The organism is Mesorhizobium sp. M0119 (assembly GCF_040322615.1).
Classification (GTDB): Bacteria; Pseudomonadota; Alphaproteobacteria; order Rhizobiales; family Rhizobiaceae; genus Mesorhizobium.
The window spans coordinates 24,864-38,347 of the sequence record NZ_JAMYTU010000034.1; the positions used below are offsets into that span (position 1 = coordinate 24,864).

9 protein-coding genes and 5 pseudogenes are annotated in these 13,484 nt (G+C 60.2%); 4 read left to right on the top strand and 10 right to left on the bottom strand.

Annotated elements, in window-relative coordinates; all coding sequences use genetic code 11:
- Positions 1-17: 17 nt before the first annotated feature.
- The 5 genes from NKJ40_RS24515 to NKJ40_RS24535 form a co-directional block, all read right to left on the bottom strand.
- Complete coding sequence (locus NKJ40_RS24515) at positions 18-797, bottom strand: phytanoyl-CoA dioxygenase family protein (protein ID WP_352468288.1); 780 nt, start codon at positions 795-797, stop codon at positions 18-20.
- A gap of 45 nt (positions 798-842) precedes the next feature.
- Positions 843-1,397, bottom strand: coding sequence for an FAD-dependent oxidoreductase (locus NKJ40_RS24520; protein ID WP_352468289.1), 555 nt, complete (start codon positions 1,395-1,397; stop codon positions 843-845).
- A complete protein-coding gene (locus tag NKJ40_RS24525) occupies positions 1,304-2,608 on the bottom strand; it encodes a lysine N(6)-hydroxylase/L-ornithine N(5)-oxygenase family protein (RefSeq protein ID WP_352468290.1) in 1,305 nt (434 codons plus the stop codon). Before NKJ40_RS24525 ends, NKJ40_RS24520 begins: the two co-directional genes overlap by 94 nt.
- Before the next feature lie 252 nt (positions 2,609-2,860).
- Positions 2,861-3,010 (bottom strand): iron-sulfur cluster assembly accessory protein, encoded by a 150-nt coding sequence (locus NKJ40_RS24530; RefSeq protein ID WP_352468291.1) that lies wholly within the window; start codon positions 3,008-3,010, stop codon positions 2,861-2,863.
- An 883-nt stretch (positions 3,011-3,893) separates the two neighbouring features.
- Positions 3,894-4,184, bottom strand: a complete 291-nt coding sequence (locus NKJ40_RS24535; RefSeq protein ID WP_352468292.1) for a hypothetical protein — start codon at positions 4,182-4,184, stop codon at positions 3,894-3,896.
- On the opposite strand from NKJ40_RS24535, the gene NKJ40_RS24540 reads away from it, so the two are divergent.
- Both NKJ40_RS24540 and NKJ40_RS24545 read left to right on the top strand, forming a co-directional pair.
- Positions 4,175-6,265 (top strand): prolyl oligopeptidase family serine peptidase, encoded by a 2,091-nt coding sequence (locus NKJ40_RS24540; RefSeq protein ID WP_352468293.1) that lies wholly within the window; start codon positions 4,175-4,177, stop codon positions 6,263-6,265. The genes NKJ40_RS24535 and NKJ40_RS24540 overlap by 10 nt on opposite strands.
- Before the next feature lie 199 nt (positions 6,266-6,464).
- Entirely contained in the window at positions 6,465-7,145 is a 681-nt protein-coding gene (locus NKJ40_RS24545) for an OmpW/AlkL family protein (RefSeq protein ID WP_352468306.1), read from the top strand.
- A 368-nt stretch (positions 7,146-7,513) separates the two neighbouring features.
- Here NKJ40_RS24545 and NKJ40_RS24550 read toward each other — a convergent pair.
- Positions 7,514-7,705: pseudogene (locus NKJ40_RS24550) on the bottom strand (ArdC-like ssDNA-binding domain-containing protein); the annotation flags it as partial.
- A 27-nt stretch (positions 7,706-7,732) separates the two neighbouring features.
- Positions 7,733-8,646 (bottom strand): annotated as a pseudogene (locus tag NKJ40_RS24555) (IS110 family RNA-guided transposase); the annotation flags it as partial.
- A gap of 1,008 nt (positions 8,647-9,654) precedes the next feature.
- Between NKJ40_RS24555 and NKJ40_RS24560 the strand changes: the two are divergent.
- Together NKJ40_RS24560 and ectB are read left to right on the top strand one after the other, a co-directional pair.
- Positions 9,655-9,823: pseudogene (locus tag NKJ40_RS24560) on the top strand (prolyl oligopeptidase family serine peptidase); the annotation flags it as partial.
- Positions 9,824-10,189: 366 nt separating this feature from the next.
- A complete protein-coding gene (ectB, locus tag NKJ40_RS24565; protein ID WP_502903752.1) occupies positions 10,190-11,530 on the top strand; it encodes a diaminobutyrate--2-oxoglutarate transaminase in 1,341 nt (446 codons plus the stop codon).
- A gap of 276 nt (positions 11,531-11,806) precedes the next feature.
- On the opposite strand, the gene NKJ40_RS24570 is transcribed toward ectB, so the two are convergent.
- From NKJ40_RS24570 to NKJ40_RS24580, 3 genes and pseudogenes are all read right to left on the bottom strand, one after another.
- Positions 11,807-12,106 carry a hypothetical protein gene (locus NKJ40_RS24570; protein ID WP_352468294.1) on the bottom strand — a complete coding sequence of 100 codons (300 nt, stop codon included), beginning with the start codon at positions 12,104-12,106 and terminating at the stop codon, positions 11,807-11,809.
- A gap of 216 nt (positions 12,107-12,322) precedes the next feature.
- Positions 12,323-12,631, bottom strand: a pseudogene (locus NKJ40_RS24575) (ATP-binding protein); the annotation flags it as partial.
- Between the two features lie 34 nt (positions 12,632-12,665).
- Positions 12,666-13,380, bottom strand: a pseudogene (locus tag NKJ40_RS24580) (IS21 family transposase); the annotation flags it as partial.
- Positions 13,381-13,484: the final 104 nt, after the last annotated feature.

Genomic DNA, 13,484 nt, shown 5'->3' on the forward strand with positions numbered 1-13,484 from the left:
CGCCTGGCTGCGTGAGCTCAATCGCGATAGAAAATGCCATTTGGGGGCTTGAGTTTGTCGAGATCGGCCACTTTGCCCTCGGGCGGGTTAAGGGCGCGCTTAAGCACGTTATATTCAGCGCGGGTCGGTCCACCGGTTGAAGCACGCTGGAACACCAAGTAGAGTGTCCGCCGCGAACGATTGCTTTTGTTCGGTCGTGAGTAGTGCGGTGCGTAATCGTCGAAGATGAAGATGTCGCCAGCCTTCGATACTACGGGTTCCCAGGAGAACATTTCGGCGACTTGAGGATCGATCACCCCACCGGCATCCATGGGAAACACCCCTTTCTTGTGGTTGCCGGGGCTGAAGAAAAGCCCGCCGTTTTCCGGGTCGGAGTCGTCGATGCCTATGGCAACCACCGCATGGACCATCCGGTCGGGGAGTTTGTGTGGAATGTGATAAATGTCCTGTTGCGGGAGATAGCCGCCGCTGTCGGGGTAGTGGAAAATCAGCAACTCCTTGAGCCTGCGCGAATCTTCGCCAAGCAAATCCTCGACCGCTGACTTTATGCGCTGATCTTCTAAGAGCAAACGACGCAATGGATCATGGAAGTCGAGAAAATTCTCGATCTTGGAGATGATCTTTCGATTGTCCGTCGTCTTCTCGAACCACATGAGCCATTTATCATCGCTGACATCCCAGCGTGACATATCTTCGACAAAAGTAGAGATATCTTCCCGAGCCGCTGGAGCGAAGAACCTTTCGAGCCTGACGTATCCGTCTTTCTGCCACTTTTCTCTTTGTGCATCAGTCAACATGCGAAAAGCCTCCTGTTGGAAAGACTGGTTGGTCGGACATCCCAATTAGGGCAGTCGGGCGCTGGTCAAGTTGCGGGTCCACGGAGACGGACTCACGTCATGTGGGACGGCGATGCTAAGTGCGTTCCGCTCCGGCGGATATTGTCCGCAGAAGCTCGGCGCGAGACTGCTTATGTCAGGCTCAGCCGGGTCCAGGGGTTCCGTAAACTGGGCCGGATCAATCGCTTCACCCGGTCCAGCCACGACACGCATCGCTAAAGGCCGGCACCATCCGCTGACCGCCGACCCAGCCATGGCCGCCAAGACCACGGCGCTCTTTCGAGTGAGCGACCTCGTACGGTCTTGACAACTGTAGGGGAAATGCACGCCCCCAGAATAATGCGATGCGCCGCTTGGTCCAAGGGCCTGTTCGGTCACGATGATTTCAGAGAAACCTCCGGCCTTCGCCGCAGCGAAGGCGGACATCATTCCTAGGATGCCACCGCCGATGATCAAAAGTCTACGAGTCATATCCCGCTGCCCATTTCTTCGGCTGCGGGGTCGGGCCAGCTCTCGATCGAGGTATGGCTGATGAAGCCCGGATGCTCGGGGTTCGCGCATGGCGCGCGCCCAAGAAGGCTATCGAGGATGCGGCGCGCGCGCCAGGCCAGCAGGCTTAGGTTCGGATCGGCCAGGCCGCGCTGCCCGAGGCTCGCGTTTTGTACGAAGATGCGTCTGTCACGCGGTCCGTCCCAGCTCACAGAAAAATCTTCGCGAATAGCTAATTCATTGTCGATCTGCTCCAGCCGGTGTGCGATGGGTTCCAAGAAGTCTGGCACCGCGTTCTCGTAGCCGGTGGCCAGGATGACGATGTCAGCCGTGACTTCTTCGACTTCGTCCATGCCGTGCTGCAGGGTCAGCCTGTGACCCGCGCCGGCGTTGATGCAGTGCGAGACGGTGCAGCCTGGCCGCAGTGTGATGTCGCATCGGTTTAGCTCGAAAAATGCGTGGCGGTATAGCGCCTGATAGATCGCGCGCAACGTGCTTTCCGAAATGCCGTCCGAGGCAAGCACGAAACGCCGCAGGAGCAGCTTACGCTGCGACTCGCTCATCGCCGCAAAACGATCCGAAAAGCAGGGCATGAACAACTCGTTTGTGAACGGGCTGTCGTCGAGAGGCAGGTAGTTCTCACGCTGCGAGACCCAAATGATCGAGGCAGGCCGCCGTTCTTTCGGCAGGCCGACAAGGTGCAACATCACCTCGGCTCCCGACTGGCCTCCGCCAACCACGCAGACATGCTTTCTTCGCACCTCAGGATGGATGTGCAATAAAATAGATGAGTGGAACAGGTTGCGTCCAGTCCAGCCCTGAAACTGAGGCGGGATTTGCGCCTGCTTGCCAATGCCAACCACGACGTTTCTGGCGCCGAGAACCGCCTTATCCGTCCGCACCCGAAACTCGCCGTCAAAGCGGATTTCGCGCACCGTCTCGCCGCCACGCACAAGTGGGTTCCTGTGGAAGACCCAGCTCAGGTATTGTTCGAACTCCACTCTGAGCACGGCTTCGAACTGTGCGTTCAGGAAGTGATACAGACGCCCGTTCTCGTGCAGGAAGTTTACGAAAGTGTAGGCTGATCGCGGATTCACCAGCGTGACCAGATCCTTGAAGTGGCTGACCTGGAGCTCCGAGGAATCGAATGCGATGCCTGGATGCCAGCGGAAGTCGACCTGCCGATCCAAGAACACCGCCCCTTTCCCAACTTGCTCGTGTATCTGACACGCAAGGCTCAAATTGGACGGGCCAGCACCGATCCCAACGCAAGATAAGTCCACTGCTTCCTCCTATAGAGTCTTCCCACTAGGCGGCTTGTTAGCGGCGAATATCGGCCATAGCCATTGGGCCCCCCTCGCGGGCGTTTTCGATCCCCGGTCCCGACCGGATTTGCGAGAATTTGTCCAGCGCGTTCGGTTGTCGAATGTAGACCGAGCATTCCAGCGCGGTGACAATCGACGGGTCATGCCGGCGACGTGGGTTGGGGGCATCGACGTATATCCTTTCCGCCCGCCTCGATGACCGCGACGTCGTCACGCGAGACGCTTTCCAGGCCCATTAAGGTGTTTGAAGCCGGCGTAATCGCCCGCCTCAACCATGACGCGCCGGCCTTTCGGCGGCTTGATGGCAGGCGAGAGCGCGGTTTTCACTGCGGCGACGGCATTTTCGGTGCGCATGATCATGGACGACCTATCTTTGATGGCGTTCGCAGAATCCCGCGCATGAGCCGTGCCAGAGAAGGAAAATTTTATTAAACAACGGGTTGGCGGATTCGCGATCCTGTCGGAAATCCGACATTGAGGGGGACGCCTCATGGCGGCGCCAAATTTGCCCGGCGATGTCGCCTTTTTCCGAATAGCTAATCGGGCACCTTCTGCACCAGAATACTTCTCTTATGAGACCAGCACGAAGTCTTCATGAACGGACAGTGCAGAAGCTGGTGTCTCTGCCGGACAGATCCCGATGTGCCTTCTCCCATCGAGGTCGGCAGTTGCAAGAGCTGCCAGGTCCTTCGCCCTATCGTGCCGTTGCAGTGGCTCGATCCCGACATCCTCGGAGGCCGCGATCATGAAGACTCATGTCCGTCGCGACGCCTCTCTCATGGGGAAGCAATTCTCTATGTTGGTGTCGGATCGATGCTCTTGATGAGATGGTTGCGGATGGGCGCATGCCCAGACGTAAGCGCATCAATGATTGCGCGATCTGGGGACCTTCACCAACTGGATTGTCGAATCTCTGTAAAGATAGCCGGAAGACAATTGCGGATGACCACTCTGCCGATCCAAAAGCACGTGCGCCATTCGGTCCCTGCGACTCAATCTAGGCGGAGGGATAAGGCCGCAAAGCAGTCTTTTGCGCGCCCACCGGTGGGCCAGGATGGAGCCGTCGTAAACGCAGTTATTCGATGATCGCCGCCGCGGAGTCCTCAGGCGTGCCGCGCCCGACACCGGCGACGTAGTGGTCGTCGAGCGCCCCGTCGCCGATGTCCATCCGAAGCTCGGCCAGTTTCGCGGGAGCTTCACTGCTTATTCCGCAGTGCCCACCGAGCTCGCACAGGAGGTTCTATCAGGCGGTCACGGCTGCATTCGTTGTCGGATCTTCGACGATGTCGGACATGAGACACAGCGCCATCAGGGTGATCGCATTGTTCTGAAATGATTTTCTCATTTGGCACGACACCTGCAACGCAGTCCGCAAAACGCGCTGCGGCACGGACACAGGAGAAATCATCCCATGATCATGCGCGCCGAACATGCGGTCGCAGCCGCGAAAACTGAGCTTTCCCGGGCCGACGGAAGACTTTGCGCCTGTTTTCCAGGCGACATCACTCTTCGGGTTATCCGGACATGACCGCATTCGATTTCCGCCCAACGCTGAATGCTCCCGACGATGATCCCTATCTTTGGCTCGAAGATGTAGAAGGCGAACGGGCACTTGACTGGGCCGCCGGCCAGTCGGCCAGAACCCTGGGGCACTTCGGTGTAACGCAGTTCGATCGCGACCGTGACACCCTGACAGCGATCTTCGACCGTCCTGACAAGATTCCCTTGATCACCCGCCGCGGCCCGTACCTCTACAATTTCTGGCAAGATGCCGGAAATCCGCGCGGACTGTGGCGCCGAACCACCCTTGCCGCCTACATGAAGGCGGATCCCCAGTGGGAGCTCCTGCTCGATGTGGACGCCCTCGCCGCTAGCGACGGAGAGGACTGGGTCTGGGGGGGCGCTTCGATCGAGCCAGAGAGACGGGAAAGAGCCGTTGTACGCCTCTCGCGCGGCGGCAGCGAGGCGGTCGTGCATCGCGAATTCGATCTGGAGTCTCTTAGCTTCGTCGCCGACGGTTTCAACCTCGCGGAGACCAAGGGCGGGGTAAATTGGCTCGATCCTGACACGCTTCTGCTTTCCAGTGCGCTTGGTGATGGCATGGCCACCCGTTGCGGCTACGCGCGCACCGTGCGGCTGTGGAAACGTGGCGCGGATCCGCTCAACGCGCCGGTAATCTTCGAGACCGGTCCCGAATCCCTCGGCGTGTCCTGCCATCTGGACCGCACCGCCGAGAGCGAGCGCCTTTGGTTCATCGAGCAGGCGACCTTCTTTGAGAAGATCGGCCGAATCGGCGACAGGAGCGGGCCGAAGATGCGGATCGACCTTCCTCAGGACGCCTCGTGGAGCGGCTTCGGCGACTGGCTGGCGGTAAAGCCGGGCAAGCCGTGGACAGTGGGAGGGACGACCCATGCCGCGGACGCGCTGATCGGTATCTCGCTTTCCTCCTTCATCGCCGGCGAGCGCAGTTTTGCCACCCTCTTTGAACCAGGCGACAGGCGCTCCCTGCAGTCATTCTTCTGGAATAACGGGAAGCTCATTATCTCCTACCTCGTCTACCTCGTTCCGCGTTTCGACATGTTCACCCCCGACCGCCAGGAATGGACACGCCGAGTGCTGGACACCGTGCCCGCCGAAGGGACTGTTCACCTTCGGTCGCTCGATGCGGAACATCACGAGACCAACGGAGAGGTCCTCGTTTCGGCTCAGGACCCGATCAAGCCGCGGAAGCTTCTCCTATTAGACCTCAATGCCGCGGCGCCTCTCGGCGCTCCAGTAATCCTGAAGCGCAAGCCGGAGAATTTCGACGCATCCGGGCTGGTGGTCACGCGCCACGAAGCAGTCTCGACCGGTGGGGAGATGATCCCCTACACGCAGGTCGGTCCGGCGAACGGGAACGGGGATGCCCCGGTTCACCTCACCGCCTACGGCGGGTACGGCATATCGCTCCTGCCCCACTACAACTCCTCGCTCGGCAAGCTGTGGCTCGAACGCGGCGGCACGTGCGTGGTGGCGAACATCCGGGGCGGCGGAGAGTTCGGCACCCGTTGGCACGAGGCCGGGCGCAGGGAGGGCAAGCGTCTCGCCCATGACGATTTCGCCGCCGTTGCCGCCGACCTCGTGCGAAGGGGCATTACGCTGCCGAGGCGGATTGCCGCCGAGGGCGGCTCAAATGGCGGCCTTCTGATCGCCAACATGCTTACCCGCTATCCTGAGCGTTTCGGCGCGCTGTTCTGCAAAATGCCGCTTGTCGACATGCGCCGCTACACCAAGCTTTTGGCGGGCGCGAGCTGGATTGACGAATATGGCGATCCCGACAAGCCGGAGGAATGGATTTTCCTAAAGGAAATCTCCGCCTATCACGCCGCAACGCCGGGACAGCCCTATCCGCCGATCCTGCTCGCCACCACGAAGCGGGACGACCGCGTCCACCCGGGCCACGCGCGTAAGATGGCCGCAAAGCTGCAGGCTCTTGGCTATCCGGCCTACTTCTATGAGCCCGGCGCGGGCGGGCACGGCTACGGCAAGAACAATCGGGAGCGGGCCGCATTCATTGCCTTGGGCACCAATTTCCTCCGCAGTGCGATCGGCTGGCAAGCTGATGGCGTTCGATAGGTGGGCGGGACCCAGACAAAGAGCAACGTTTCAATCAATGAGTACAGGTCAATGATTGCGAGCACGGCGCGAATAATGTGTGCGCGGTCCCACGCAAACTGCGCTGAGCGCTCCGCCAATCTCACGCAATTCGAGCAAGACTTTTTCGTAGTGCATCATTTCTAAACAGCAAGGAGAGAATATCATGGCGAGAAACCAAATGCGCGCGGCGCGGGGAGTAACAGCGGCCGTTGTCCTCATTGTGATGGGACAGCAGGCCGTCGCGGCGGACCTTGCGCAAGCGGCGAGCGTCCCGCAGGCGGGAGCCTCGGTCACGGAAGCGCCAAGCCCTTGGCAGATCCGCCTGCGTGCGTTGGGGGTCGTCACTGAGGATTCGGGCTACGTCAATGCAGTGCCCGGCTCCGATCTTTCGTATTCGAACACCGTGACGCCGGAACTCGATATCTCCTATTTCTTCACGGACAACATCGCCGCCGAGCTCATACTCGGCACCACCTATGCAAACATCGGGGGCCAAGGTACGATCGGCGGGCTGGGCAATATCGGCAAGGTATGGCTGCTGCCGCCTACGATCACATTGCAGTATCATTTTACCAATTTCGGCGCGTTCAAGCCCTATGTCGGTGCCGGCGTGAACTACACGATCTTCTATAACCAGGGTGCCGGCAGTGCCGATGCTCTCAAGGTTAAGAATACGTTCGGCACCGCGCTGCAGGTCGGATTCGACTACATGGTGGATCAGCACTGGGGCGTCAACTTCGACGTGAAGAAGCTTTTCCTCAAGCCAGACTTCGACGTCACGGTCGACGGCGCGAAGCTGACGGGAAAGGCGGAGCTCGATCCCTGGTTGATAGGCGCAGGTGTCACCTACCGCTTCTAACAACGAAAGGTGGAGGCGGCTGCTGATAGCCGATCGGAAATGAAGGGCGCCTCGTGCGCCCTTTTTTACGGTCGTCCCTGCACGGGCGACACTTGAAGAAGCCGTTGTCGACGGGCGGCCGCCCTCCTCCAGCGGACCAAGAAGGTACCCCTGGTCAATGCGGCCTCGACTAACGCCTGAAATGGACGTGCTTAGATGCGCTTCGGATCAGGATGGCTGTTGGGTATTGTTGATGGGGGCATCAGTCTCCCGGACGTCATGTCAGTGCTATGCGCCTGCGTAAGGCAAGCACGGAGCTCTGACGCCGACAAGACGCCTTGTTCAGCTATGCTGCGACAGCTGCTGTTCTTTTGCTGCAGGAGCGGTGGCTGGCGCCCCGTGGACGCATTCCTCGGCAGGCCAAGGCCTGCCTTTGCCCTGCCCCACGGCTTGACCCATGGCACGGTGCCGCGCTCCAGTTCGGCAACGATGCGATCGGTGATCTCCTGATAGAGGCTGGCGCCCGAGCGCCCGCCCTCGCCTGCCTCTCCGCTGGCGGTACGCTTCAGTCTTGCATGCATCGTTTTATCCTGCGCTTGCCAATCGCGCGCATTAGCGAACTCTTTGCGCGCATCGCGTGCTTTTGCATTGAGAATGACGAGCAGCTTTCTGGCGAGTGCGATGCGGATCACCATCTTTTCCTTTCCGGCGGCCTGCAACCGTTGGTGGAAGGCGCCGAGGTGAGGATCGTAGCGGGCAACGATACGGGCAATGGGGAAGAGGATGGAGCGCGGTCCTGCAGTCCGCCCCGCACCGGCCTTCGGCCACTGCGCTTGCCGCTGTCGTTGGCGATCGGCGCCAGGCCAGCTTGGCGACGGCCTTGTTGGAGAGCAGGCCGATCTCAGGCAGTTCGGCCATCAGCCGCGCCACGGTGCGGGAGGCCACGCCCTTGGGCGAGCGGAAGGCCTGATCGAGGCATGCCCACAGGGGATCGTCGTCGATCAGCGAGGCGATCTCGCCCTCGAGCCGGCGGCCCTGGCGCTTGAGCACGGCAATGGCCTCATCGAGGCTGGCAATGGTTTCGGCATCGGTGGTGGCACTCTTGCGCTGCTTCTGGACGGTGAGATCGTCCGTCACCTGGCAAAGCCGGGCGACCGTCGCGTTGAGCCGCTGCTGGGCCGCGCTCGGCGGCAGCCGCTTGACCTCGCCATAGCGAGCGATGACGGCGGCGTCGATCCTGTCGGTCTTCTCCAGGAAGCCCATCGCCTCGGCGAAGCGGCACACGCTGCGCGCGTTGACGATGCCGCAGGGCTGATCCATCTCCCACAGAAGTAGGGAGGCAAGACGCTCATAGCCGCCACGCCTCTATGACCACGAGCTCGACGCCGTGAGACCGGCAGAAGGCGGCAAGCTCGGCTATGCCTGCCGCGTCATTGCCGAAGCGGCCCGCCGCTCCGCTCGGCACGACATGGGCGTCGAGCCAGTCCTTCGAAATATCTATTCCACAGATGGTCTTGTTCACGGTAACCTGCCTTGTGCGTACGATTGGAGCCAAGCGACTATTCTGTCGTGCGTGACGTTGGCGAAGATCCCAAGCTCATCCACGGTTGTAACCGGGGGGGTAACGGGCGACTTCGCCATGCCTCGGGCCGGATGGCCATCCGACCCGAGGCACAGTCGCTTCCATCGCACAAAAAACCTTCCATGCAGATACCTTTTACGCGAAAATGCGGGGTCCGGATTCCACGGTCATTGACATCGGCGCTCAATGCGTGCATCCGCCTCGCTGATTGCAGGCACTATTGCACTTTCCGCGGGGCCCGACCCTATCTGAGTTGTCATCAGCAGCTCCTAGTATTTGGTTGCCTTGTTGCTATTGCGGTTGCGAGACTCGACACATGCTTGGAGCAACGCGAGTTTGGCTCTGGGATCGCTCTGGCGGTCAGCGAACCGCCGGAGCGCACGAATCTCAGCTTCGCATAGCGTCGCGTGGCTGAAGATTTTGTACCCCATTGGTCGCTAATAGGACTGGTAAGATAGTCTGTTGACGTTTTAAGGAACTGCCAAATCTGGTGGCTTGACGCTTCCACGACACCGCTGCTTAGCCGTCGGCCCGCCGCCACGCGGAATTACGGCGCCAAGTACGGTGCTGTGCAGAGCTCGACATATTGGGTATCGTCATGATCAGCGCGCTGCATACTGCTCTCTCGGCGCCAAAAATTAGATTCGCGACAGAACCGTTCGACTCCACCCTCCAACGCGTGCACAAGTCCAGACATAGCCGCGTTGAAAAAGACGCAGAGCCGCTACTTGTCCGCCGCTCAGCGGCAGACGAAACCCAGATACGTCATGAATAGGACGGGCTAACATCGCCCACGGCGCAGCATTTGGGGTGAAGGCCTCGCCGCGGTCCCGATCTCTCCTCCGGCGCGGCCGCGAGGCTGAAGACGTAGCCAACCAAGCAGTCACTGTGGAGCAGGTGGCCGCGAGCACACTTCCTGTGCTCGGACGCCGCCGCAGATCAACGGCCCTGCTCGCCACCACGAAGCGGGACGACCGCGTCCACCCGGACCACGCGCGTAAGATGGCCGCAAAGCTGCAGGCCCTTGGCTATCCCGCTTACTTCTACGAGCCCAGCGCAGGCGGGGCACGGCTACGGGGAAGACAATCGGAAGCTGGCCGCATTTATTGCCCTAGGCCAAGGCGTCATCCTCGACTTCTCGCGCCGGGTAACCCGACCGACGACGCCCGGTCACAGCGTGGTGACTTCAGCACAATCAGCGTGCAATCGCCGCCCCTGCAATTTGAATTATCTTCAGAGCCCCGGAAACAAGACTGTTACAGAAAATCTTAGATCTTTAACTCACGAACGCGCATTTTTAGGAGATCATGATCCGCGTTTGTTTTGGGTGGCACTCGTGACCCACTCGGTACCCGTCCATCGGACGCTGCTACATTCAGGAAGCGGGCATTCATCGGTCCAACCCTCATACTACAAGCCGGCCTCAGACGGCCGCAGGTTGCCAATTCGAGACCTCGCCCCTATGAACAAGGAGTTTGCCTCTATGAGCAAGAAATCCACCGCTACGAACGATGCGAGTATCGCGATTTTTGAGCGCCTGGAGTCCGAGGTGCGTGGCTACATCCGGTCGTTTCCGATCCTATTCGATCGCGGGCTTGGGACCACGCTGATAGATGCAGACGGTCGTGAATATCTCGACTTCTTCGCGGGCGCAGGCGCCCTCAATTACGGACACAATAACCCGGCCTTCAAGCAACCCTTGCTCGATTATATTGAGCGCTACGGAATCGTGCACGGACTCGATCTTGCCACCTGCGCCAAGAAGGCATTCATCGAGGCCTTTGAGCGGTACATTCTGAAGTCACGTGGCCTGACGTACAAATTGCAGTTCACTGGTCCCACAGGCGCGAACGCGGTCGAGGCTGCGCTGAAGCTCGCTCGCCTAATGACCGGCAGGTCAAACATCGTCTCGTTTACGAATTCGTTTCATGGGGTCAGCGTTGGATCGTTGGCGGCAACCGGAAACAAAAAGTATAGAACTGCTGCAGGCTTCCCGCTCGCTCATGTGACATCTTTGCCGTACGATGGGTATCTCGGCCCTTCGTTGGACACGATTGATTATTTTGAGAAGCTGCTCAACGATCCTAGCAGTGGCCTCGATAAACCTGCCGCGGTCATTCTGGAAGCAGTCCAAGGTGAAGGGGGCATCAATCCTGCTAGTTTTCAATGGCTGCAGCGGCTGCGTGACCTGACCGCACGGCACGGGATCTTGATGATCCTCGATGACATTCAGGCTGGTATCGGTCGCACAGGCAAGTTTTTCAGTTTTGAAGCGGCTGAGATCGTGCCGGACATCGTTACTCTGTCAAAGTCCTTGTCGGCGATTGGAACGCCGATGTCCCTCGTTCTTCTGAAGCCTGAACTGGATGTTTGGTCGCCTAGCGCGCACAGCGGTACGTTCAGAGGCAACAACCTTGCTTTCGTCACTGCTCGCGCGGCTCTTGAGACCTATTGGGCCGACTCCAAATTTGAGGACGAAATCGCTCGCAAGTCCGCGATTCTGGCGGAGGAACTCAAGTCAATCGCAAAGGATTTCCCCAGCCTTGGGCTGACTGTAAGGGGCCGCGGACTGATGTACGGACTCGTATTTCAAAAGCACCACTCATTACCGGTCCAAATCTCACGGGAAGCTCTTCGCCGCGGCTTGCTGATTGAGACTTGTGGCGGCCACAATGAAGTGCTGAGGTTCCTCGTTGCTCTCACCATTGCCGAGGCTGACCTGCGCCGTGGTCTGTCAATCGTTCGCGACAGCATTGGCGCGGTGCAGGACACCATGGCAAAAAGCCTCGCCGAAGCGACTCCCGGCATCGAGGTCGATACGTAGCAGGGTCCTGCTAGTGGACACAACTGATTGAGTCCCTTCAAGGGAACAGCCAAGTGGTGGCGGCAACTCCTCGCTGTGGCGCAATGTGACAAATGGAACATGAGGAAGAGTCAGATTGAATGAGCAGGGTGGCAGGCGGAGAGACGCGGAACGGCGCCGGCGTTGATCATGTGGCGCGACAATTCTGATGAGAAGCCGTATTGCCTCACCGTGGAATGCTCCCGACCGACAGAATCCGTTGCCTCATCATAATGTTCCCCACGACTGGGATCCGGATCAATTCGTCATCGGCTCGATTGCCGGCTCGAACTGCATCGCGCCGAACACCCTTGCGTGCGCCTTTTCCTTCCGCCAGATCTTCAAGCGGCGCTGTAACGTGCGCAGCAACTGATCGGGATATTGCCCCGGACGCTCCACCTGCAGACGCTCCAGCAATTCGCGGCTCGTCGGCCACGGCTCTTCGTCAAACCACGCTTGTAGTTCTTTGGTGACGAGGGCGAAGGGATCCGGTCGCCGACGGCCCCGTTTTTGCTTCGGCTTGGCTTGCGCGCTTGGACGAATTTCACCTCCTTCCAAGCCGTCCGTAGGCCCGACAGGAACCGGTCGAGAGACGGATCGACCGCCACAACCGATGGCGTGCCGGACCTGTCAGCGATGTCGACGAGGCGCTGATGCGCCATCCGCATTTCGCTCAGCAACCGGACAGGGTCCAGCCGCGCATATGTTTGCGCGAGTGCGGCGCGAACCGGTTGCGGCGTCCGCGGATCCGCGAGCAATCGTTGGCAGGGGGTCGCCGGGCGGGCCGAACAGAAGCAGGTTCGCCCCCTTCTCCAGCCAGCTGTCGCCGGCGGTCATCGCCATCACCTCGGCCTTGGAGATCATCGGCACGGCCTCTAACGCGAAGGTGTCGAGGGTCTTGCCCGGCAGGAGGCGGGCCTCGGCGAGGTGGCGTTCGATGCGGCGGCGGTCGCGTTCGGCCAATTCAGGCTCGGTGAGCGCGGCCAGAAAGCGGGCAGCGGGCCAGCCTTCCTTGTCAGCCTGTTCGGCGAATTGCGGCCCCATGAGCTTGATGGCCGGCAAGCGCAGTTCGTTGAGGAGCAGGCTGAGCTTGGCGGTATCGACAGTGGTGTTGGTCTGCCGCGTCTCCCGTCAGGCTGGCGCCGAGCAGGGCTTCATAGGCATTGAGCGGCGCAAGGCGCACGACCACATTCGGCAGCCGGGAGGGATCGGGGGCGAAGCGTTCCCGCAAGGCGGCCGTGTCGGGCAATCGGCGCGCCTGCAGCGCGGCTCCAGTAGGTCGGCCAGTTCGCTCTCGCAGGCGCGCTCGTGAGCCATGGCGAGAAGATCCACCATGATGCGGCAGGCCTGCCGCTCCGGCAACCGCTCCATGAACATGTCGAAGGTGTGCCGATACGCCTCGCGCGGAAAGAGCTGGTCGCGATAGACCATGTTCAACAGCGCCATCGGTTTGCGACGCATCGAATGGATCACATGCCGGTAATTGACGACCTGGTCGTGTTTGCCCGATGGAGAGGCACGTCCGCGCGGCAGCGTCACGGGAAGGGTGCCGCCGATGAAATGTCCAGCCGATTGTAGAAAAGGCGCACCCTGAGCCGGTGGCCGATCAGGCGCGAGGGCACGGTGTAGAACACCTTGCGCAGCGTGAAGCCGCCCGATGAGGTGACGCGCACGGTGACCTCCTCGTAGTCGGATGTGCGCAGGACGGGCAGTTCCTGGAGCTCGGCGCGCTCGATGTCGATGCGCTTGGAATTGCGGGCGTTCACCCGGCTGACGATCTCGTCGACGAAGCGGCGGTAGCAGGCCAGATCGCCGAAATCGTTCGATTTTCGCCGGCCCTATCCCCTTGATTGGGTTGCATAATGGTACTCGTCTTAAATTTCTGGGCTTAACGACCGCGAACCAGAAAGGGGCAGCCCGAGCTGCCCTTTTCATA